The organism is Streptomyces genisteinicus, from assembly GCF_014489615.1.
Taxonomy (GTDB): domain Bacteria; phylum Actinomycetota; class Actinomycetes; order Streptomycetales; family Streptomycetaceae; genus Streptomyces; species Streptomyces genisteinicus.
On sequence record NZ_CP060825.1, the window covers coordinates 3,058,634 to 3,080,127 of the forward strand.

The window sequence follows — 21,494 nt, forward strand, 5'->3', positions numbered from 1 at the left end:
GAGGATCTCGTGCAGTTCCGAACGCAACTGCGCTTCAAAGGTGTCTACTTGGCGGGTCCGAGCCCAACTGGGCGCCCCTGAACCCGCCTGCACCCGAGGTCCTCACCCATGATCGAGATACCCGAGCTGGCCGTCGGCGGTCTGGCCGCCGGGACACTGTCGGCGTTCGTCCTCGGCGGCGGTCTGCTGCGCGCCCGGCGCGAGCGCGCCGGGCACCGGGCGGAGATCCGGTCGCTGCGCTCCGAACTCGACGCCTCCCGCGGCGAACTCGACCGCGCGGGAGCGGCGTTCGCCGCCGAGATCGAGCACCTGGCCCGCACGCGGCTGCCCGCGGAGGCGACCCGCAGCGCCCACCCGCATGTGCGGGTGCCCGGCCCGCTCGGCCCCGCCGGCGCCGGCACGGACGCCGTGCTCGACGCCCTGCGCGAGGCCGTCGTGGCGGAGCGCAAGCGGGTCGACGCGGCGGCGCGAGCCGGGATGCGCGGCACGACCCGGGAGATCCAGGCGGCCCTCTACCGGCTCCAGGACGTGCTGCGCGGCCTCCAGCAGCGCTACGACGACCCCGAGCTGGCGCAGACCCTCTACGCGCTCGACCACGAGAACGAGCAGTCCCTGCGCCGCGCCCAGGTCGCGGCCGTCGTCTGCGGCGCCTGGGTCGGACTGGCCCGCGAGGAGTCCCATCTCGTCGACGCCGTCACCGGCGGCCAGGCACGGCTGGTGGGCTACCACCGGGTGCAGGTGCTGCACCACCTGGAGCCCGGCACCGCGCTCGTCTCGCACGCCGTCGAACCCGTCGCGATCATCGTCGCGGAGCTCCTCGACAACGCGCTGCGCCACTCCTCGCCGGACACGTCCGTCGTCGTCGGCCTCGAACGCGCCCACCACGGCGTCACGGTGACCGTCGACGACGCGGGCGTCGGCATGGCCCCCGACGAGCGGGAGAGGGCCCAGCGCATGGTGGCGGGCCGCGACCCGATCATGCTCTCCGAGCTCGGCGACCCGCCCCGCATGGGACTGGCCGCGATCGGCCAGCTCACCCGGCAGTTCGACCTCTCGGTGGACCTCTCCAGCCCCTCCCCCTACGGCGGCGTGCGCGCGGTCCTGCTGATCAAGAACCACCTGCTGTGCACCGTCGACCCCGCCCTGCGGCCGCACTCCGCCGGCGCCGCCCCCTCGACCCGGCAGGCGGCCGGGCACGAGCCGCGGCCGGACCGGGCGCAGCCGGACGAGGAGGTCCGGCAGCACCCCGCGGCGCCCGCCCGGCAGGCGGCCGCACCGCCCCCCGGCGTCCCGTCCGCCGGCGTCCCGTCGGCCGGCGCGGCCCCGGGCGTCCCGTCCGCCGACGGCGACCTGCTCCCGCAGCGCCGGCGCCGCGTCCCCGTGCAGGGCGCGCAGGCCGGCCGCAGCGTACCGGCGCCGCGCATCCCCGCCCGTTCGCCCGAGGAGTCCGCCGCGGCCCTCGGAGCCCTGCAGTCCGCCACCAACGCGGCCCGCCAGGCCGCCGCCACCGAAGGGAACGACCCCCGATGAACAGCCGCGAGACCGGTGAATCGGCCTGGGTGCTCGATCCGATCCTGGAGATCCCGCACGTGCGGGCCGCCGTCCTCCTCACCAGGGACGGGCTCGTGTCCGGTTTCACCGCGGCGCTCGCCCAGGACTCCGCCGAGCGCGTGGCCGCGATCACCTCCACGGTCCAGGGGGCCTGCCGCACCGCCGCCGCCGCGTTCGCGGACGCGCCCGTCGCCCAGCTGCGCCAGGTCGTGATCGAGTCCGACCTCGGCTACATCCTGGTCGCCCCCACCGCGCACGGGACGTGCGTCGCCGCCTTCGGCGACCCGGAGGTGCGTCTCGACCTGCTCGGGCACCGCGTCCACTCGCAGGTCGCACGGCTCGGCGAGAAGGCCATGGCCGCGGCTCCCCGCGCGGCCGACGGCGGCCCCCTCGTATGACCGGCCGCCGGAACGGCCGGCCGCTGGTCCCCGCCTACCTCTCCACCGGAGGGGTGGCGCGGCCCAGCCGCAACAGTCTGGAACGCCTGTCCGTGCTGACCGGCACGGGCGGGCCGCCGCCCGCGGGGCTGCCCGCGGCCCAGCACGCCCTGCTGGCCCTGCTGGACGGCGGCTCCCTGACGCTGATGGAGTGCGCCGCCCTGCTCCGGCTGCCGGTCTCGGCCGTCCGCGTGCTCGCCGCCGCCCTGACCGACCAGGGGCTGGTGAGCGCCCGCCCGCCCGTCCCGGTCGCCGCCCTGCCCGACCGTGACCTGCTGGAGAGAGTGGCCGATGGCCTCCGCGCCCTCAAGCTCTGACCGGACCGCCGGCGCACCCGCCGACGCCGCGTCGCTGCACCTGCCCGACACCGCCCGCGAGCTGGTGAAGATCCTCGTCACCGGACCGTTCGGGGTCGGCAAGACGACCCTGATCGACGCGGTCTCGGAGATCCGTCCGCTGCACACCGAGGAGCACCTGACCGAGGCGTCGGCCTCCGTCGACGACCTCGCGGGCGTCCGCGACAAGACGACCACCACCGTGGCCATCGACTTCGGCCGCGTCTCGCTCGGCGACTCCGTGGTGCTGTACCTGTTCGGCACCCCCGGGCAGGAGCGCTTCCGCCCGCTGTGGGACGACATCGCCTACGGGGCGCTCGGTGCGCTCGTCCTCGTCGACACCCGGCGCATCGCCGAGTCCTTCGACGTCCTCGGACTGGTCGAGGAGTCGGGGGTGCCGTTCGCGGTCGGGCTCAACATGTTCCCCGACTCGCCCCGTTACACCGACGAGCAGGTGCGCCGCTCCCTCGACCTGGCGCCCGACACCCCGCTCGTCACGGTCGACGCGCGGCACACCAACGCGTCCGTGGACGCGCTCCTCGCTCTCGTCCAGCACGTCATCGACCGCATGGCATCGGAGGCACGGTGAACGCCTACCCCGCCCACTCCGACGCCTTCACGCTCGCCGCCCCGGTCCGGCTCTGGGAGGAGGGCTTCGCCGCCGACCCGTACGCGTACTACGCGACCCTGCGCGCGCAGGGACCCGTCGGCTGGGCCGAACTCGCGCCCGGGGTCTCGGCGTACGTCGTCACCGACCGCCGGGCCGCGCTCGACATGCTGCACGACACCGAGTCGTTCTCGGTCGACCCGCGGCCCTGGGAGCGGACCGTCGCCGCGGACGCGCCCATCCTCGGCATGATGCGCTGGCGGGCCAACGCGCTCTTCGCGGACGGCGACGCCCACATCCGCTACCGGCGGACCCTGCTGGACGCCTTCGACCTCGTCGAGCCGCACGACCTGCGCGAGCGGGTCCACCGCGCGGTGGACACCCTGGTGTCCCGGTTCGGGCCGGACGGCGAGGCCGACCTCGTCACCCAGTTCGCCCGCCCGATGATGGCGATGGTCTTCAACAGCCTCTTCGGCCTGCCCGACAGCGAATCGGGCCGGCTGGACGCGGCGCTCGGCCAGATGATGGAGGGCGGCGCCCGGGCCGCCGACGGCGAGGTCGAGTACGGCAAGTACGTGATGGAGCTCATCGGCGCCAAGATTGCCGAGCGCGGCGACGACCTGACGAGCCGGCTGCTGGACCACCCGCTGGAGCTGACACCCGAGGAGGTCACCTGGCAGGTGTTCCTCACCCTCGGCGCCGGCCACGAACCCTCCGCCAACCTGATCTCCAACGCCCTCTCGCGCATCCTCGGCAACGCCGAGTACTACTCCACCCTGACCTCCGGCTCCCGCCCGGTGATGGACGCGGTCCTGGAGGTGCTGCGCTACGAGACCCCGCTCGCCAACTACGGCGCCCACTTCGCGCGCCGGTCGATGAGCTTCCACGGGATGTGGCTCCAGGCGGCGGTCCCGATCGTCATCTCCTTCGGGGCGATGGGGTACTTCGCGGAGAAGGACTTCGCCGACGCGCACCACCCGCACGACGCCTCCCACATGTCGTGGGGCGCCGGACCGCACTCCTGCCCGGTGAAGCAGCCCGCCGTGCTGATCGCCACCGAGGCCGTCGAGCGCCTGACCCAGTGGCTGCCCGACCTCGATCCGGTCCTCCCCCGCGAACGCCTCTCCTGGCGGCCCGGCCCGTTCCACCGCTCGCTGAACGCCTTGCCCGTCCGCTTCACGCCGCGTACACCCGACCGCACGCCGGCGCCCACGCCCGATCAGGCAGGAGACCGCGCATGACCGTGTCCACCCGTGTGGCCATCGACCCCTTCGGGGCCGACATCATCGCCGAGAGCGCCCGGCTGCGCGCCCAGGGACCGATCGTCCCCGTCGAGCTGCCCGGCGGCATACCGGCCTGGGCCCCGACCGGCTACGACACGCTGCGGAAGCTGATCCTGGACCCGCGGATCTCCAAGGACCCGCGCAAGCACTGGTCCCTCTTCCCCGTCGTCCCGGAGAACCCCGACTGGACGTGGATCCTCGGCTGGGTCGGCGTGCGGAACATGCTCTCCACCTACGGCGAGGACCACACCCGGCTGCGCCGGCTGGTCGCCCCCAGCTTCACCGCCCGGCGCACCGAGGCGATGCGGGCGCGGGTGGAGGCCATCACGGCGGAGCTGCTGGCGGACGTGGAGGCGGCCGGCGCGGACGGCGGCCCCGTGGACGTGAAGGCGCTGCTGGCGTACGAACTGCCGATGCGGATGATCTGCGAGCTGTTCGGCGTGCCGGACCACCTGACCGAGGGCACCGGCCGGCTGATCGCCGCCATCATGGACACCACGGACCCGAGCCCGGAGCACGGGGCGTTCGTGCAGGAGCAGATCGTCGCGGTCCTCGGCGGGCTGATCGCCCACAAGGCCGCGCACCCCGGCGACGACATGACCACCGAGCTGATCAGGGTCCGCGACGAGGGCGGCGACCGGCTCAGCGACGAGGAGCTGCTGTACACGCTGCTGCTCGTGATCGGCGCCGGTTTCGAGACGACGGTCAACCTCATCGGCAACGCGATCGTGGCGCTGCTCCAGCACCCGGAGCAGCTCGCCGCGGTGCGCGCGGGCACGCTCTCCTGGGACCAGGTGATCGACGAGGTCCTGCGCCTCCAGCCGTCGATCGCCTCGCTGCCGCTGCGCTTCGCCGTCACGGACGTCACCGTGGACGGCGTCACGATCCCGGCGGGCGACGCGGTGCTCACCACCTACGCGGCGGCGGGCACCGACCCCACCCACTACGGGGAGACGGCCGAGGCCTTCGACGCCACCCGGGCCGCGGACGACCACATGGCGTTCGGAATCGGTGTGCACCGCTGCATCGGGGCGCCGCTCGCGCGGGTGGAGGCCGTCACGGCGCTGTCGGCCTTCTTCGACCGCTACCCGGACCCGGCGCTCGCGGCGAAGCCGGACGAGCTGAAGCAGGTGCCGTCGTTCATCGCGTACGGCTGGCAGGAGATCCCGGTGCTGCTGCGCGGCTGACGGGTGCCGCGTGGCGGGCGGGCGCGGGCCCCGGCCCGGGAGCCGGGTGCCACCGCCCGCCCGGCGCGGCGTCAGAAGCGGCTGGCGCGGGTGACCTCGCACTTGGTGTACTCGGAGCCGTCGCCGGAGCCGGTGTACGGGGTGGTGAGTTCGGCGGACGCGCTCCCGCCGCCGGCGACCGCGATGCCGCTCTTCATCGCCGTGGCCGGGACGGCCGTGGCGCCCGCGCCGCCGGTGAACTTCATGGTGACGGTGTAGTCGTAGTCCATCGCGTCGCTGTTGTTCACGGTGATCCGGGCGACGAGGTTCCTGGTCGCCGGGTCGTACGTGCACTCGTCGATGGTCACGTCGCGGGCGGCCTTGTCGCCGCCGGAGCCGCCGCCGGGCAGCGATCCGCCGGAGGAGCCGCCCGAGGTGCCGTCGCTGTCGCCGTGGCTGCCGCCCGAGGTGCTGGAACTGCTGGAGCTGCTGCTGTTGTTGTCGCAGCCTCCGCCGCCCGAGCCGCGGGCGCCGGTCAGGGCGACGAGCGCGATGCCGAAGACAGCGATCGCGCGGACATGACGAATCTTCACGTTTCAACCCCCGTTGAAAGTGGTAGGTAAAGGGGCTCGTTTGACGAGCGCACGTCACCCTAGCAGCGCCCGCCGACGCCGCGGCCCGGTGATCACCTGCCGGTCACCACTCGTCCCGCCTGGGCGGAGCGGGCAGGGTCGGCGGCCCGTCGGGCCCGTAGCGGTCGTCGCCGTAGCGGTCGCCGTGGCGGTCGTCCGGGGCTCCCTCGTCACCACGACGCCCCTGGCCGCCGTGCGGTTGCACCTCGTCGTCGGGGCTCAGCTGGTACGGGCTCTGCCGGTACGGGACCGGGCCGGTGGGGTCCGGCCCGTACGGCCCCCAGTCGTCCGCCGCGGCCGGCTCCTGCTCCTGCGGCCGGCCCGCCCGGTGGCGGGGACGGCCGCTCATGACCGCCGAGGCGAGCAGCAGCAGCACCCCGCCGCCCGCGGCCATCGCGACGCCGTCGCCCAGCCCGGTCCCGTCGGCGCTGATGGCGAGGCTTCCCGCGGCCTGCCCCTGACGGACCATCCACAGCACGGTGAACCCCAGCACGATCAGCCCCGCGAGGGCGACCAGCAGGCGTGACCGCAGCACCACGCCGAGCAGCGCGATCAGCGCGCCGAAGGCGAGCGGGAGCAGCACCGACGCCGCGATCCCCGGCTCGGCCGCCGTGATGCCGTTGAAGAGGTCCTGGACGCGGTAGTCCTGCCCGGGGCGGCCGTCGTACCAGTCACGGAAGGGGCTCCATACGGCGGCCGCCGCTCCTGCGAGGGCGAGAACGGAACCGATGACGTTGCGGACCATGGCCCGCCTCCTCCGTCGAGTCAGCGGTGCCGGCCGGGGCCCGCTCCGGTTCCCCGGGCTCCCGGTGCCGGCGCTGTGCCCGCCCCGGGTACCCCGCCGGGCGGCCGCCATGCCCGCCCGGCGCACCGCTCAGCGGGCCCCGCGGCCCGTCGCCGTGCCCTTGACCGCGTCGAGCGCGTAGACGCAGCGGTCCTTGCTGCACGCGTACACGACGCCGCCCCGCACCACCGGCGACCCGGTGATCTCGCCGCCCGTGGCGAGCTTCCAGCGGAGCTGGCCGCCGCTCGCGTCGAGGGTGTACAGCACGTGGTCGGCGGAGCCGAAGTGGACCCGGCCGTCGGCGACCACGGGCGTCCCGACCACCTCGCCGCCGGCCGCGAAGCGCCACATGGGCGTGCCGGTCACGGCGTCGAGCGTGTACAGGGCGCTGCCGCTGCCGACGTGCACGTTGCCCCCGGCCACCAGGACGGGCTCGGCCGACTGCCGGGACTCGGTGGCGATGCGCCAGCGGTCCTTGCCGGTGGTGGCGTCGACGGCGTACACGGTGCCGAGGTAGTCGGCGAGGTAGACGCCGCCGCCCGCGACCGCGGGTCCCGGCGCGAAGGCGGGCGGCGACAGGAACACCGCGGGTGCCTCGAAGTGCCAGCGCACCCGGCCGGAGACGACGTCGAAGGCGATGACCCGGGTGCCCGCCGCGACGTAGACGTGCCCGTCGGGCGCCGACGTGACGCGCACCGGCACACTGCCGCAGGACGCGGCGTCGCCGATCGGGTACGACCAGCGTTCGACGCCGGTCCTGGCCTCCAGGGCGCGCAGCCGCGCGTCCTTCCAGACGTAGACCGTGTCGCCGGAGATCGCCGGGCCGGCCTCGGCGGTCTCGAAGTCCGTCTGCGCCCCGGTCAGCTCCCACAGCTTCTCGCCGTTGGACGCCTCCCACGCCTGGACGCCGCCGCCGCGGGTGCCGGTGAGCACCGTGCCCCGGTCGGCCTTCAGCGAGTACACCCAGGCGTCGGTGCCCAGCCGCCACCGCTCGGCCCCGGTCAGGGCGTCCAGCGCGTAGAGCGTCGGCCCGTCGGAGCCGTGGATGCGGCCGTCGGCCACGGCCATCGACCAGGCCACGTCGCGGGTCTTGAACTGGCGCCGCCCTGTCCCCACGTCGAGCGCGTGGACCTCGAAGGAGGTGACGTAGAGCAGATCGCCGTCGACGGCCGGGGTGCCCCAGACGTCGTTGGACATCCGGAACCGCCAGGGCCGCCAGTGGGCCGGGGCGGGATCCTGCTGCGGCACGGGCAGCGGGGCCGGCGCGGCGGCCGTCCCCGCCTCCGGGGCGATCACCCCGGCGGGCGGGCGGATCCAGCCGGTGGCCGGCCCGGCGTCCGGTACGCGCCCGGTCCCGGCCACCCGGGGGCCGGGGCCGACCGCGACGCCCGCGCCGGCGAGGCGGACCGGGCCGCCGCCGGCCGCGGACGGCGGGGCGTGACCGCCCCTGGGGTCGCCGGAGGACCAGGAGGGCCTCCGGTCGGGCACCGGGGGCGCCGGGGGGCGGGGAGCGGGCGGCTGGACGGCCGGGGGCGCGGTGCGTCCGCCGCCTCGGCGGGCCTCGATCATGGCGGTGGCCTGGCCCGGCAGCCACGCGGAGGCGGTGCCGCTGTCGTCCTGGCCGGACGAGAACAGATGGGGGGCGAGCTGCGCCTGGAGGTCCGCGGGCGACGGCCGCAGACCGGCCTCCATCTGCATGCAGTGCTCGATCAGCGGCCGCAGCTCCTCGGGCAGCCCCTCCAGGTCGGGCCCCTCGCGCAGCAGCATGAAGACGGTCTCCACCGGGTTGGCGCCGTGGAACGGGGCGTGCCCCGTGGCCGCGAAGACCAGGGTGGAGCCGAGCGAGAAGATGTCGCTGGCCCCGGTGACGCTGCGGGAGTCGCGCGCCTGCTCGGGGGACATGTAGGCGGGGGTGCCGACGGCGACGTTGGTCATCGTCAGCCGGGTGTTGGAGACCCCCGACGCGATGCCGAAGTCGATCACCCGGGGGCCGTCCTCGACCACCAGCACGTTCGACGGCTTGAGGTCGCGGTGGACCAGGCCCGCCCCGTGGATGGACTGGAGCGCCTCGGCGATGCCGGCCGCCAGCCAGCGCACGGCCTGCGCGGGCAGCGGCCCGCACTCGTTGACGATCTCCTCCAGCGACGGCGCCGGCACGTAGGCGGTGGCGAGCCAGGGCACCGCGGCCCGCGGGTCGGCGTCGACGACGGCAGCCGTGTAGAAGCCGCTGACCGCACGGGCGGCCTCGACCTCGCGGGTGAACCGGACGCGGAACAGCTGGTCCTCGGCGAGCTCCGTGCGCACCGTCTTGATCGCGACCCGCCGGCCGGACGCCGACCGTGCGAGATAGACCAGTCCCATGCCGCCGGCACCGAGCCTGCCCAGCACCTCGAACGGACCGATCCGTCTCGGGTCGTGCTGCGTCAGCTGCTCCATACTTGCGTGCCACCTCCCCGTACGGGCCCTCGTGTCATGGAGCCCGTCTCTTGCCGCCCCGTGCAGGGTCTCACCATCGAGCCCTCTGCGGTGAGCACCCTGATTCTTCCTGTCCGGAGCGGCGGTTGCGAACCCGGGGGCGGATCGGGGTGTCTCACCTCGTACCGGACACGGCTGTGAGGTCAGGAGCCGCCGCGCTCCGCCTCGTCCGGGGCGCCGGCGCGCCCGGCCTCGTCCGGGGCGCGCACCGGTCCCGGGGAGTCGTGCGGCCAGGGCTTCCCGTCCCCCTCGTCGCGGTCCTCCCCGCCGCGGTCCTCCCCCTCGGGGCCGTCCCCGCCGCGGCCTTCCCCGCCGCGGTCCGGGCCGCCGTCCTCCGCGCCGCGGGCCGCGCCCGGCGCGGTGTCGCCGGCGGGCTCCGCGAGCACCGCGAACGCGGCGCCCTGGTCGTCGGTGAGCTCCGCGATGCGCCCGTAGGGGATGTCGTACGGCGCGGTGCGCACCCGTCCGCCCAGCTCCGCCGCCTTCCGGGCGGTCTCGTCGCAGTCCTCGACGCAGAAGTAGACGAGGAAGTGACCGGGCATCTCGGCGGGCAGGGAGTCGTCGATGACACTGCGGCCGCCCACGGCCGTGCTCTCCCCCGGCTCGGCGCCCTCGGGCGACCACATGCGGAAGTCCTCGGAGGTGATGCCGGGCAGGTCGGTCCCCTGGTAGCCGAAGACCCCCTCGTAGAAGGCGTCGGCGCGCTCCTTGTCCCGGGTGTACACCTCGGTCCAGCAGTAGGAGCCGGGCTCGCCGTGCTTCTCGAAGCCCGCCCGCTCGCCCGCCTGCCAGAGCCCGAAGACCGCGCCGGTGGGGTCGGCGGCGACCGCGTACGCCCCTTCGGGGCCGACCGGCAGCGGGGCGTTGATCACCTGGCCGCCGCCCTCGGCGATCCGCCGCGCGAGCGCGGGTGCGTCCGGGGTGGCGAGGTAGACGCTCCACACGGTGGGCATGCGCCCGTCGCTCTTCGGCGTGAGGGCCGCGACCAGCCGGCCGCCGCTGTACGCGTCGGCGGAGCGGCCGCGGGTGCGGCCGCCGGGGAGCCGCTCGCCGCCGCGGTCGGTGAACGTCCATCCGAAGAGCTCCGAGTAGAAGCGCTTGCCCGCTTCCACATCAGGGAGCGCCGCGTCCACCCAGCACGGCGTTCCCTGTACGAATTCGGCCATCGACGCCCCGCCTTCCATGTGGTGCCCGTCACACTCAAGCTAACGGCGGTGCGGGCCGGGCGCACGGAATCCACTCGCACACATGTCCGATGTGACACTTTTCCCGCGCTTTGACCACCACGCGCAAGGGTGCGTCACACCCCGTTGTCCACCAAAGTTGTCCACAGGCTGTTGATAACACTATTGACGGGATGCCTGGTCACCCCATTTGCACTCGGCCGAATCGCGCGCAGATCACCCGTCGGTAAGCTGACGGCATGACAGGACAAGTGCGCACCGTTGACGGCCGCGTGGCCGGTCGACGCGGTCAGGCGACGCGGCAGAAGCTGCTCGACTGCCTCAGCGAAATGCTCAGCTCCTCGCCCTACCGGGACGTCAAGGTCATCGACGTCGCCCGGAAAGCGGGCACTTCGCCCGCGACGTTCTACCAGTACTTCCCCGACGTCGAAGGGGCCGTCCTCGAGATCGCCGAGGAAATGGCCAAGGACGGCGCCTCGTTGACGAGCCTGGTCTCCGGGCGCTCCTGGGTGGGCAAGGCCGGATGGCAGAGCTCCGAGGAACTCGTCGACGGATTCCTGGACTTCTGGCGGCGCAACGACGCGATCCTGCGGGTCGTCGACCTCGGCGCGGCGGAAGGCGACAAGCGGTTCAACAAGATCCGCATGAAGATCCTCAACTCGGTCACCCACTCCCTCACCGAAGCCGTCCAGGAACTCCAGGCCAAGGGCAGGGTCGACAAGGACGTGAACCCGGCCGCGATGGCCGGCTCCCTGGTGGTCATGCTCGCCGGGGTCGCCTCGCACCAGAAGGGTTTCACCACCTGGGGCGTGAAGCAGGGCGAACTCAAGCCCAATCTCGCGCTCCTGGTCCACCTCGGCATCACCGGCAAGAAGCCGGTGAAGTAACCCGCGCCCCGCGGCGCCCGCCGCGCCCGACCCCACGTCCTGTCACGAAGACGGCGGCCACCCGAGCGGTGGCCGCCGTTCTTCGTCCCGGTCCCCGTGCCCGCTCCCGCGCCGCGGCCGCGGCCGCGCGGTTGAATGGCCCCATGAGCGACGACGACGGCGCACAGCGGGAGTTCGACGCGCTGCTGCGCACCCAGCGGGTGTGGGACCTGCCGCGACTGCCCGGATTCGACCCGGACGCGGCGCCCGCGGACCCGCTCCCCCTCTTCCACCGCTGGTTCGCCGACGCGGTGGCGGCAGGACAGCCCGAGCCGCACACGGCGACGCTCGCCACCGCGGACGGCACGGGCCGCCCCGATGCCCGCACCCTGATGCTGCACGGCGCGGACGCACGCGGCTGGCACTTCGCCTCGCACGCCACCAGCGCCAAGGGCCGGCAGCTCGCGGAACGGCCGTACGCGGCGCTGCACTTCTACTGGCCGGCCCTGGCCCGCCAGGTCCGGCTGCGGGGCACGGTCCGCGCCGGTTCGTCCGCCGAGGGGCAGGCCGACCTCCACGCGCGCTCCACGGGCGCGCTCGCCGCGGCCCTGACCGGCCGGCAGAGCGAGGTCCTGCGGTCCCGGTCGGACCTGGACGACGCCTCGCGGGCGGCCTGGGACCGCGCCGCGGCCGAGCCCGGTGCCCCCGTGCCCGGCTGGACGCTGTACGTACTGCGGCCCGACGAGGCCGAGTTCTTCCAGGGCGACGAACGGCGCAGGCACGTGCGGCTGCGGTACCGGAGGCCCGGCGGGGACGCGGAGGGCGCCGGGGGCTGGCTGAAGGAGCTGCTGTGGCCGTGAGACCGGCGCGCGTTGCGGGGGCGTGACCGATTCGCAACCGAACTCGGTCTTGACCGATACCCATCAAGAAAACGGAAGTTTTACGCTCTCGGTCCATGGCCGGAGAAATGGGCAGGACCAAGGGCATCGACCGTACGGACGACCGGCCCGTCTACGTCATCGGCGGCGGACCCGGCGGACTCGCCACGGCCGCCGCGCTGCGGGGGCACGGGATACGCGCCGTGGTGCTGGAGAAGTCCGGTGCCGTGGGGGCCTCCTGGCGCGGTCACTACGACCGGCTCCGCCTGCACACCACGCGCTCCCTGTCGGCGCTCCCCGGTCTCGCGATGCCCCGGTCCTTCGGCCGGTGGCCCGCCCGCGACGACATGGTCCGGTACCTGGAGAAGTACGCCGAGCACCACGAACTGGAGATCGTCACCGGCGTGGAGGTCTCCCGCGTCGAGCGCGGGGCACGGGACACGGAGTGGCTGCTGCGCGCCAGCGGCGGGCGGGAGATGACCGGTCGCGCCGTCGTGGTGGCCACCGGCCACAACCACACCCCGCACCTGCCCGGGTGGCCCGGCCTGGAGGGCTACGAGGGCACGCTGCTGCACGCCCGGGACTACCGCGACGCCACGCCCTTCGCGGGCCGGGACGTCCTCGTCGTCGGCGCGGGCAACACCGGCGCGGAGATCGCCGTCGACCTTGCCGAGGGCGGCGCGGCGCGGGTGCGGCTCGCCGTCCGGACCGTCCCGCACATCGTGCGCCGCTCCACCGCGGGGTGGCCCGCCCAGCGCACCGGCATCCTGGTGCGCCGCCTGCCGGTGCGCCTGGTCGACCGGGCCGGCGCACTGCTCTCCAGGGTCGCCGTCCCCGACCTGGCGGACAAGGGCCTGCCCCGTCCCGGCACCGGCCTCTACTCGCGGGTCGCCGAAGGCGCCATCCCCGTCCAGGACATGGGCCTCATCGACGCGGTCCGGCGCGGCCGGGTCGAGATCACCGCCGCTGTCACGGCCCTCGACAGCGGCAAGGTGGAACTGGCCGACGGCACCCTGATCGCCCCTCAGGCCGTGATCGCCGCGACCGGCTACCGCCGCGGGCTGGAGGGACTGGTGGGCCACCTCGGCGTGCTGGACGCCGACGGCGCTCCCCGCGTCCGCGGCGCCCGCTGCGCGCCCGACGCGCCGGGGCTCTACTTCACCGGGTACACCAACCCGATCAGCGGGATGCTGCGGGAACTCTCGCTGGACGCGGGCCGTATCGCCCGCGCCGTCGCCCGCGCGCACCGGTAGCGCCCGGTCCGGAAGCCGCCGGAACGCCCGGCCCCGGCGCCCTCAGGCGGGCGGGGCCGGGGCGAGTCGCGGCAGCGGCGCCCGCCGGATCACCAGGGCCATCAGCGCGGCGGCCGCGCACAGGGCTCCGGAGGCGTACCAGACCACGTCGTACGAGCCGAAGACGTCCCGCGCCACACCGCCGGCGAAGGCGACCACCGCCGCGCCGACCTGGTGCGAGGCGAGGACCCAGCCGAAGACGATCGCGCTGTCCTCGCCGTAGTGCTCGCGGCACAGGGCGATGGTCGGCGGGACGGTGGCCACCCAGTCCAGGCCGTAGAAGACGATGAAGAAGACCATCGGCGGCTGCACGGACGGGGCGAGCAGCATCGGCAGGAAGAGCAGCGAGACACCGCGCAGCGCGTAGTACACCGCGAGCAGGCGGCGGGCCTCGAAGCGGTCGGTGAACCATCCGGAGGCGATGGTGCCGACGACGTCGAAGACCCCGATCACCGCGAGCAGCGACGCCGCGGCGGTGATCGGCATGCCGTGGTCGTGTGCGGCGGGCACGAAGTGGGTCTTGACCAGGCCGTTCGTGGACGCTCCGCAGATCGCGAAGGTGCCGGCGAGCAGCCAGAAGGGGCCGGTGCGGGCCGCCGAGAGGAGGACGCCCACCGCCCGGCGGGCCGCTCCCCGCACGGGCGGCGGCTTCGGCGTGAAGCCCTCGGCGCCGTAGGCCGCGACGCCGGCGTCCGCCGGATGGTCGCGCAGCAGCAGCCAGACGAAGGGCACCACGGCGAGCGCGGCGAGCGCGACGGTGACGGCGGCGGGGCGCCAGCCGTGGTGCTCCACCAGCCAGGACAGCAGCGGGAGGAAGACCAGCTGCCCGGAGGCCCCGGCCGCGGTGAGGACGCCGGTGACCAGGCCGCGCCGCCGGACGAACCACCGGTTGGTGACGGTGGCGGCGAACGCCAGCGCCATGGAGCCGGAGCCGAGGCCGACGAGGACGCCCCAGTAGAGGACGAGCTGCCAGGGCTCGGTCATCCACACGGTCAGCACCGATCCCACCGCGATGACCGTGAGGGCGACGGCGACCACCTTGCGGATGCCGAACCGGTCCATCAGGGCGGCGGCGAACGGCGCGGTCAGTCCGTACAGCGCCAGGTTGACCGAGACGGCGAAGCCGATCGTGCCGCGCGACCAGTCGAACTCCGCGTGCAGCGGTTCGATCAGCAGGCCGGGCAGGGAGGCGAACGCGGCGGCGCCGATGATCGTCACGAACGTCACGGCGGCGACGTACCAGGCGCGGTGGACGCGGGGCGGGCGGACGAGCGGTCGGCGCGGACCGGTGCGGCGGGCGGTTGTCTGGGTCACGCCGAACAGCCTGCTGGTTCGTGACGCCGGCAACGAGTGGCCCGAGGGACAGCGTTCGCTAGGATCGGGCCATGACCGTGTCGCCGCACCGCGTGGTGGTCCTCGCCCTGACCGGGCTGCTCCCCTTCGAGCTGGGCATCCCGCACCGGATCTTCGGCCGCGCGAAGACGCCCGGCGGCTCACCGCTGTACGAGACCGTCACCTGCGGGCTGGCCCCCGGCCCGGTCCGTACGGACGCCGACTTCGACGTGTGGGTCGAGCACGGCCCGCAGGCGCTCGCGACGGCCGACACGGTCGTGATCCCCGCCTCCTACGAACTGGGGCCGGTCTTCGACGAGGGCAGGCTGACCGGGGAGCTGGCCGCCGCCCTGGCACACGTCCGGCCCGGGACCCGGCTGGTCTCCATCTGCACCGGCGGCTACGTCCTGGCCGCCGCCGGGCTGCTCGACGGCCGCCGGGCGACCACCCACTGGGCGTCGGCCGAGCACTTCCAGCGGTTGTTCCCGTCCGTCCGCGTCGACGCGGACGTGCTCTTCGTCGACGACGGGGACGTGCTCACCTCGGCGGGCGTCGCGGCCGGGATCGACCTCTGCCTGCACATCGTCCGGCGCGACCACGGCACCGCCGTCGCCAACGACGTCGCCCGGCGGACGGTCGTGCCGCCGCACCGCGACGGCGGGCAGGCGCAGTACATCCACCGGCCGGTGCCGGAACCGCAGATGGCGACGACGACCGCGGCCCGTGCCTGGGCGCTCGGCCGGCTCCACGAGCCGCTCCAGCTGCGCGACCTCGCGGAGCAGGAGTCCATGTCGGTGCGGACGTTCACCCGGCGCTTCCGCGAGGAGGTGGGCATCAGCCCCGGGCAGTGGCTGACCCGGCAGCGGGTCGAACGGGCCCGCCATCTGCTGGAGTCCACGGACCTGTCGGTGGACCAGGTGGCACGGGACGCCGGTTTCGGCACGGCGCAGTCGATGCGGCAGCACCTGCTGTCCGTGCTGGGAGTGCCGCCGACGGTGTACCGGCGCACGTTCCGGGCCTCGGCGGACGGCGGCTGACGGACCCCCGGGGACGGGTCGGGTCGGCCGGCACGGGGCGGACGGGGCGACGGAGGCGGACGGGTCAGGGCCGCCGCCGGACCGTGCGTCCCCGCAGGCCGGGGCGGTCGGGGATCAGGGCTGGGACAGGGCGCGGTCAGCGCGCGGTCAGCGCGCGGTCGCGCGGAGCTTCTCGTACGGGTCGGTCCCGTACGTCCCGGGGCGGGCGGACGGCGGGCCCTGCTGCGGGGCGGCGCGGGGGGCGCTCCGCGGGGCGCGGGTGGGGGCGAGGTGCGGGGCGGGCGTGGCCGGACATCGGTCCACCTCGCACCAGATGGACTTCCCGGACCCCTCGGCCGTCCAGCCCCAGCGGTCGGCCAGGCCGTCGACGAGTTCCAGGCCGCGGCCGTTGGTGTCGTCCCCGTCCGCGTGCCGGGGGCGCGGCGGGCAGGCGCTCGCATCGGCGACTTCGACGCGCACCGTGCCGGCGTCGGCGGGGCCGTCCTGCCCGAACAGCATGCGGAGCACGGCCGGACAGCCGGTGTGCACCACCGCGTTGGTGACGAGTTCGGAGATCAGCAGGATCAGCGTCTCGGAGAGCGGCTCGTCGTCGCCCAGACCCGAACCCAGCAACCGAGACCGCGCCCATCTCCTGGCCCGCCCCACCTCCGCGGGGTCCGCGCCGATCTCCAACTGAACCTGAAGCACCTGCACCGCTCACACCATCCGAACCGGCGGACACATCGCCTTGCGCCTCACTGCCATCACGGAACGTGATTCCCTTGCAGGACAGCATGGTTGACGTACAGTCACCGCAACAAGCGCTTCGGGCATATTCCAGCGCGAAGGAGTACCCATGGTGCATACTGTGCGACGCTCCGCCCGGGCACTCGAACACGGGCTCGCGGCCCGCACGCACGCGGGATGATCAGCGCGCATCAGGAGGAGCGGGGCGGCCGGCACGACCGCGCCGTCGGCCCTCGTCCTCGCGGCGACTCGCATCAACACGGAGCGTACCGGAGCACTCGGACGACTCCGGGCCGTGACGGCCCTGTTCGAGGACACAACCCGGTATCGACGCACGGTGACGCTCCGGGCCGTCCGGACAGACGGCGTCCGGCGCCCCCGCGAACGGCGCGGGGACGCCGGACGGCCGGCCCGGGGGTGCTACTGCGGCTGCTCCGGTGTGACGCAGTAGGCGGCGAAGGCCGAGAGGACCTCCTGCCGGGAGATCCGGCCGTCGCCGTCGGCGTCCAGCGCGGCGGCCGCGCCCTCCGCGATCCGCTCCTCGATGCCCAGGGCGCGCATCACGCGGGCCGCGGCCTCGGGGGTCACACCGCGGCCGTCCTCGTCGGCGACGGCGCACACGGCGTGCAGGAAGGGACGTGCGATCTCGCCGAAGCGCTCCGGGTTGTCGCGCAGTCTCTTGGCCGCGCCGGTGACGAACTCCTCGCGGCTGACGCGCTGGTCGCCGTCCACGTCGGCGATGCCGGCCATGCCCTGCCAGAACGCCTCGGCGCCGATGTAGACGTCCTGGCCCTTGTCGGAGCGGGCTGTCACGGAGAACTCGGCGAGCACCGCGGCGGCGGCCCTGCTGAAGTCCTCACGGTCGATGGATCCGTTGTGGTCCTGGTCGAAAGCCGCGAAGCGGGAAGCGATCTTCCGCTCGTATTCTGCGCTGTCCATGCGGGGAGGGTACGGCCCGGAGGGCCGGCGCGTGTACACGGCGGACGAATCACGTACCGGTGACGTACGGGGAACGCGGCGGTGGACGGCGGATGCGCGGGCGCACCGCGCACCGCTCCCGCCTGCACGGACACGCTCCGGCGCGCACCTGCCCGCCGCGCGGGGAGCGCACGCCCCGTCCAGGCCTGCGCGGGAGCGGGCGTGGACGGTGCAGGGCTGCGCGGAGAGCGGGACGCCCCCGCCCACGGCTACGCGGAGAGCGGGCGCGCCTCGTCGTCGGCGGCCGCGACGGCGTCCGCGTACACCTCGAAGAGGCGGCGCACACCGAGCGCCGCCAGGACCCGGTTGACGTGGGAGCCGTCCTCGGCTCCGTGCGCGGGCAGCACGAGACGCAGGCGGCCACGGCAGGACCGCATCAGCCGCCGGGCGGCGACGAGCACGCCCACACCGCTGGAGTCGCAGAAGTGGACCCCGGACAGGTCGAGGACGACGTCCCGGTCGCCCGCCGCGACCGCGTCGTGGACCCGCTGGCGCACCACGGGCGAGGACACCAGATCGAGCTCGCCGGACACATGCAGCACGGTCCACGAGCCCTCCCGGGCCTCGACCACCTTGAGCATCATCTCTGGGCCCCTCCTCGAACCGGCCTGACCGGAGAACGGAAGCCGTCCTTCCACTGCCCCCTGCCCGGGCGCCTCTCCCTGAAACGCGACGGATGTCACGCGGAGTTCCGCACTCCGTCCCCGATCGGCGCGAGCTCTACCACGCCGGGCCGCGCCATGGACGTACTTGTCACAAAGGGGAGTGCGTACGCCAATCGGCGCACTACATTCGAATAGGACACAGGACGCGACGCAGCAGGGCAGGACGCTCGGACCGCAGGGGCTGGGGGCCGCATGGCGAAGGACGCACCACCGCGCTGGGACCGCAGGATGCAGCAGCGGCTCGCCCGGGGCGAGGCCGCGGCGCTCGGGGAGCTCTACGACCGGTTCGCCGCGCTCGTGCACAGTCAGGCGCACCGCGTCCTGGAGGACGACGCCGCCGCCGACCAGGTCACCCGCGAGGTCTTCGGCTACATCTGGGAGAACCCGGACGCCTACGACCCCAAGCAGGGCTCGATGCGCTCGTGGGTGGCACGGCTCACCAACGGCCAGGCGGTCCACCGCCTGAGGCAGCACGAGGCGGCCGCCCTCGCCGACGGCGGCGGGGGCACGGCCGAGGAACTGGAGCAGCGGGTGCGCAGGGCGGCCGTCGCCGCCCGCGCCGACTACATCGTGACGTCCATGCCGGCGCCGCTGCGGGCCGCGCTGGAGCTGGCCTACTTCCAGCGCCGGGACTACCGCCAGACGGCCGCCGACCTCGGCGTCACGGAGGACGAGGCGCGGCGCCGGCTGCGGCTCGGCCTGCAACTGCTGTCCACGGCGCACACCCGGCCGCTGGAGGGCTCCTCACCCCCTGGATACGGACGATCGCTGTGAACACGCCGAACGGCCCCCTGGACGGTGGCGACGACGACCGCGAACGCGACGAGGTGCGCGGCGTGCCGCGCATACCCGCGCCGCGCGGGGCCCCGGACGACCTGTCCCCGGAGGCGCTCCGCCCCGCCCTCCCCCGCCGCGAACCCGGCAGCACGTCCGGGGCGTCCGGCCGTACGGGGTCCGGCGGGACGGAGGGAGCGGACGGGCCGGACGCGCAGGAAGCTGAACGGCCGCAGGCGCAGGAGGCCGCGGACCGGCCGGACGCCGGGGCCGCCCGTCTCCCGGGCGCCGACCGCGACGGGGACACGGAAACGGACACGGACCGCGCCCGCTCCGGGGCCGGGGGCCGGGACGGGCACAGGGACGGCGGGCGCACGCCGGCCGGTGCGCCGGAGACCGCCGGCGGCGGGGACGCGGGTGCCGGCGGGGACGGGCGCGGGGTGGTGCCCGAGCCCGTGCGGACCCATGCCGTGCTGAAGTCGCTGCTCGGCGCGTGGGCGCTCTCCGCCTGTTCCGCCGAGGAGACCGACGCCGTGGAGGAGCACCTCGGCGACTGCGCGCCCTGCGCCGAGGAGGCGCTGCGGCTGCGCGACGCCGTGGGGCTCCTGCACACCGACCGGGACCTCGATCTCGATCCGCTGCTCCGCTTCCAGGTGCTGGAGAACTGCCTGGGCCGGCGGCCCGCCCGCATCCCCGTGCCCGACTGGGCCGACGCCTACGACGCGGAGACCGCCCGGCTCGACGCCCTGCTGCGCGACATCGGCGAGGCCGAGTGGCACGCGCCCGTGCGGCTGCGGTGGTTCGAGGGCGAGCGCCAGGTGAACCGGCGGACCACGGTCGCGGGGGTGATCGCCCACCTGATGAGCGTGGACGGGCTGGTCTCCACCGCGCTCGGCCTCGACGACCCGCTGGGGCCGTCGGCCTCCGGTCTGCCGGTCGAGCGCACCGAGACGTTCTGGGCCGCGGCCGACAGGCCGCCGACCCGGACGATCCGCGAACCCTGGCGGGACCAGAGCCACACACTCATCCGCACGGTGTCGTTCGCCGGGCGCGGGGCCTCCGATCTCGCCGTCTCCTACGGGGCGTTCGCCCCTGCCGCTGCGCGACGCGCTGCTCGACCGCGCCTTCGAGTGCTGGATCCACGCGGACGACATCGCGGGGGCGGTCGACTATCCGTACGAGCCGCCGAGCGGAGCCCATCTGCACCGGATGATCGACCTCGCGGCCCGTCTGCTGCCCGCCGCGCTCGCCGACCGCCGCCGGGCGGGTCTGGCCGGCCCCGCCCGGCATCTGGTGACCCCCGGCGCTCCCGGGCGCTCACTGCACCTGGAGGTCGAGGGCTCGGGCGGCGGGAACTGGTACATCGCCCTGGACTCGCCCGCGGCCGTCGGCTCCGCCGACCACGCGGTGGCCCAGGTGGCTCTCGACGGCGTCGAGTTCTGCCGGCTCGTCGCCGGGCACGTCGCCCCGCGGGACGCGGCCGCCGGGCAGGACGGGGACCGCGAGGCGATCTCCGAGGTGCTGTTCGCGGCGGCCGCCCTCAGCAGGCTCTGACCGGGAGGTCCTGCGGTCAGGCGATCAGGGGCGCTCAGGTGCCCAGGTGCTCAGGCGAAGACGACCGTGCGGCGGCCGTTGAGCATGATGCGGTGCTCCGCGTGCCACTTCACCGCGCGGGCGAGCGCCTGGCACTCCACGTCGCGGCCGGTCGCGACCAGCTGCTCCGGGGTGACCTGGTGGCCGACGCGCTGGATCTCCTGCTCGATGATCGGGCCCTCGTCGAGGTCGGCCGTCACGTAGTGCGCGGTCGCGCCGATCAGCTTCACGCCCCGGGCGTGCGCCTGGTGGTAGGGCTTGGCGCCCTTGAAGCTCGGCAGGAAGGAGTGGTGGATGTTGATGATCCGGCCGCTGAGCTGCTTGCACAGGTCGTCGGAGAGGACCTGCATGTAGCGGGCGAGGACGACCAGTTCGACGCCCTCCTCGCGCACCAGCTCCAGCAGTCTCGCCTCGGCCTCGGCCTTGGTGTCCTTCGTCACCGGGATGTGGTGGAAGGGGATGCCGTAGGAGGCGACGAGCTCGGAGAAGTCGGTGTGGTTGGAGACGACGGCCGCGATCTCCACCGGCAGGACGCCGGTGTGCGCACGGAAGAGCAGGTCGTTCAGGCAGTGGCCGAACTTGCTCACCATCAGGACGACCCGCATCCGCTCCTCGGCGACGTGGATCTCCCACTCCATCCCGAAGGAGTCGCCGACGGCGGCGAAGCTGGCGCGCAGCTTCTCCACGGTCACCGGCGCCTCGGCGGAGAAGTGCACCCGCATGAAGAACAGACCCGTGTCCCGGTCCCCGAACTGCTGACTGTCCTCGATGTTGCAGCCGGTGATGAAGAGATAACTCGACACGGCGTGCACGATGCCCTTTTTGTCGGGGCAGGAGAGCGTCAGGACGTACTGCTCAGTCATCCCCGTAGCCTGCCACAACCCGGGGGCCGGACCGAA

At 74.3% G+C, this 21,494-nt stretch carries 20 protein-coding genes and 1 pseudogene; 12 read left to right on the forward strand and 9 right to left on the reverse strand.

All coding sequences use genetic code 11. The features are described 5' to 3' along the window. The first annotated feature begins 108 nt into the window (after positions 1 to 108). The 6 genes from IAG43_RS13290 to IAG43_RS13315 are packed head-to-tail and all read left to right on the forward strand — an operon-like array spanning position 109 to position 5,400. Positions 109 to 1,530 carry an ATP-binding protein gene (locus IAG43_RS13290; protein WP_187740966.1) on the forward strand — a complete coding sequence of 474 codons (1,422 nt, stop codon included), beginning with the start codon at positions 109 to 111 and terminating at the stop codon, positions 1,528 to 1,530. After that, positions 1,527 to 1,949 (forward strand): roadblock/LC7 domain-containing protein, encoded by a 423-nt coding sequence (locus IAG43_RS13295; RefSeq protein WP_187740967.1) that lies wholly within the window; start codon positions 1,527 to 1,529, stop codon positions 1,947 to 1,949. The genes IAG43_RS13290 and IAG43_RS13295 overlap by 4 nt, the downstream gene beginning before the upstream one ends. Then, a complete protein-coding gene (locus tag IAG43_RS13300) occupies positions 1,946 to 2,305 on the forward strand; it encodes a DUF742 domain-containing protein (RefSeq protein ID WP_187740968.1) in 360 nt (119 codons plus the stop codon). The genes IAG43_RS13295 and IAG43_RS13300 overlap by 4 nt, the downstream gene beginning before the upstream one ends. Further along, positions 2,280 to 2,912, forward strand: a complete 633-nt coding sequence (locus IAG43_RS13305) for a GTP-binding protein (RefSeq protein WP_187740969.1) — start codon at positions 2,280 to 2,282, stop codon at positions 2,910 to 2,912. Before IAG43_RS13300 ends, IAG43_RS13305 begins: the two co-directional genes overlap by 26 nt. Beyond that, positions 2,909 to 4,171 (forward strand): cytochrome P450, encoded by a 1,263-nt coding sequence (locus IAG43_RS13310; RefSeq protein WP_187740970.1) that lies wholly within the window; start codon positions 2,909 to 2,911, stop codon positions 4,169 to 4,171. Before IAG43_RS13305 ends, IAG43_RS13310 begins: the two co-directional genes overlap by 4 nt. Continuing rightward, on the forward strand, positions 4,168 to 5,400 hold the full coding sequence (locus IAG43_RS13315) for a cytochrome P450 family protein (RefSeq protein WP_187740971.1): 1,233 nt from the start codon (positions 4,168 to 4,170) through the stop codon (positions 5,398 to 5,400). The genes IAG43_RS13310 and IAG43_RS13315 overlap by 4 nt, the downstream gene beginning before the upstream one ends. Before the next feature lie 71 nt (positions 5,401 to 5,471). On the opposite strand, the gene IAG43_RS13320 is transcribed toward IAG43_RS13315, so the two are convergent. The 4 genes from IAG43_RS13320 to IAG43_RS13335 form a co-directional block, all read right to left on the reverse strand. Further along, on the reverse strand, positions 5,472 to 5,972 hold the full coding sequence (locus IAG43_RS13320; protein ID WP_187740972.1) for a hypothetical protein: 501 nt from the start codon (positions 5,970 to 5,972) through the stop codon (positions 5,472 to 5,474). Positions 5,973 to 6,075: 103 nt separating this feature from the next. Beyond that, positions 6,076 to 6,756 (reverse strand): MFS transporter, encoded by a 681-nt coding sequence (locus IAG43_RS13325; RefSeq protein WP_187740973.1) that lies wholly within the window; start codon positions 6,754 to 6,756, stop codon positions 6,076 to 6,078. A gap of 129 nt (positions 6,757 to 6,885) precedes the next feature. Further along, the gene (locus tag IAG43_RS13330; RefSeq protein ID WP_187740974.1) at positions 6,886 to 9,231 is read right to left on the reverse strand and encodes an outer membrane protein assembly factor BamB family protein; all 2,346 of its coding nucleotides are present in this window, start codon (positions 9,229 to 9,231) and stop codon (positions 6,886 to 6,888) included. Between the two features lie 182 nt (positions 9,232 to 9,413). Continuing rightward, positions 9,414 to 10,436 (reverse strand): VOC family protein, encoded by a 1,023-nt coding sequence (locus IAG43_RS13335; RefSeq protein WP_187740975.1) that lies wholly within the window; start codon positions 10,434 to 10,436, stop codon positions 9,414 to 9,416. A 257-nt stretch (positions 10,437 to 10,693) separates the two neighbouring features. Here IAG43_RS13335 and IAG43_RS13340 point away from each other — a divergent pair, with 257 nt between their 5' ends. The 3 genes from IAG43_RS13340 to IAG43_RS13350 all read left to right on the forward strand — a co-directional run bounded on the left by IAG43_RS13340 (position 10,694) and on the right by IAG43_RS13350 (position 13,451). After that, the gene (locus tag IAG43_RS13340) at positions 10,694 to 11,341 is read left to right on the forward strand and encodes a TetR/AcrR family transcriptional regulator (protein ID WP_187740976.1); all 648 of its coding nucleotides are present in this window, start codon (positions 10,694 to 10,696) and stop codon (positions 11,339 to 11,341) included. A 143-nt stretch (positions 11,342 to 11,484) separates the two neighbouring features. Then, positions 11,485 to 12,180 (forward strand): pyridoxine/pyridoxamine 5'-phosphate oxidase, encoded by a 696-nt coding sequence (locus tag IAG43_RS13345; protein ID WP_187740977.1) that lies wholly within the window; start codon positions 11,485 to 11,487, stop codon positions 12,178 to 12,180. 95 nt (positions 12,181 to 12,275) lie between these two features. Further along, positions 12,276 to 13,451 carry a flavin-containing monooxygenase gene (locus IAG43_RS13350; RefSeq protein ID WP_246574295.1) on the forward strand — a complete coding sequence of 392 codons (1,176 nt, stop codon included), beginning with the start codon at positions 12,276 to 12,278 and terminating at the stop codon, positions 13,449 to 13,451. A gap of 42 nt (positions 13,452 to 13,493) precedes the next feature. Here the strand turns inward: IAG43_RS13350 and IAG43_RS13355 are convergent, their stop codons facing one another. Beyond that, complete coding sequence (locus IAG43_RS13355) at positions 13,494 to 14,804, reverse strand: MFS transporter (protein WP_246574297.1); 1,311 nt, start codon at positions 14,802 to 14,804, stop codon at positions 13,494 to 13,496. 71 nt (positions 14,805 to 14,875) lie between these two features. Between IAG43_RS13355 and IAG43_RS13360 the strand changes: the two genes are divergently transcribed. Then, positions 14,876 to 15,859, forward strand: a complete 984-nt coding sequence (locus tag IAG43_RS13360; RefSeq protein ID WP_187740978.1) for a GlxA family transcriptional regulator — start codon at positions 14,876 to 14,878, stop codon at positions 15,857 to 15,859. 147 nt (positions 15,860 to 16,006) lie between these two features. Here the strand turns inward: IAG43_RS13360 and IAG43_RS13365 are convergent, their stop codons facing one another. From IAG43_RS13365 to IAG43_RS13375, 3 genes are all read right to left on the reverse strand, one after another. Further along, positions 16,007 to 16,552, reverse strand: a complete 546-nt coding sequence (locus IAG43_RS13365; RefSeq protein ID WP_187740979.1) for an ATP-binding protein — start codon at positions 16,550 to 16,552, stop codon at positions 16,007 to 16,009. A gap of 453 nt (positions 16,553 to 17,005) precedes the next feature. After that, positions 17,006 to 17,524: an EF-hand domain-containing protein gene (locus IAG43_RS13370; RefSeq protein ID WP_187740980.1), complete on the reverse strand. Its 519-nt coding sequence runs from the start codon at positions 17,522 to 17,524 to the stop codon at positions 17,006 to 17,008. A gap of 248 nt (positions 17,525 to 17,772) precedes the next feature. After that, positions 17,773 to 18,147 (reverse strand): STAS domain-containing protein, encoded by a 375-nt coding sequence (locus tag IAG43_RS13375; RefSeq protein WP_187740981.1) that lies wholly within the window; start codon positions 18,145 to 18,147, stop codon positions 17,773 to 17,775. 273 nt (positions 18,148 to 18,420) lie between these two features. Here IAG43_RS13375 and IAG43_RS13380 point away from each other — a divergent pair, with 273 nt between their 5' ends. Beyond that, positions 18,421 to 19,002 carry a sigma-70 family RNA polymerase sigma factor gene (locus IAG43_RS13380; RefSeq protein WP_187740982.1) on the forward strand — a complete coding sequence of 194 codons (582 nt, stop codon included), beginning with the start codon at positions 18,421 to 18,423 and terminating at the stop codon, positions 19,000 to 19,002. A gap of 440 nt (positions 19,003 to 19,442) precedes the next feature. Further along, positions 19,443 to 20,556, forward strand: a pseudogene (locus tag IAG43_RS13385) (maleylpyruvate isomerase N-terminal domain-containing protein). A 50-nt stretch (positions 20,557 to 20,606) separates the two neighbouring features. Here IAG43_RS13385 and purU read toward each other — a convergent pair. Further along, positions 20,607 to 21,458: a formyltetrahydrofolate deformylase gene (gene purU / locus IAG43_RS13390; protein WP_187740983.1), complete on the reverse strand. Its 852-nt coding sequence runs from the start codon at positions 21,456 to 21,458 to the stop codon at positions 20,607 to 20,609. Positions 21,459 to 21,494 lie beyond the last annotated feature (36 nt).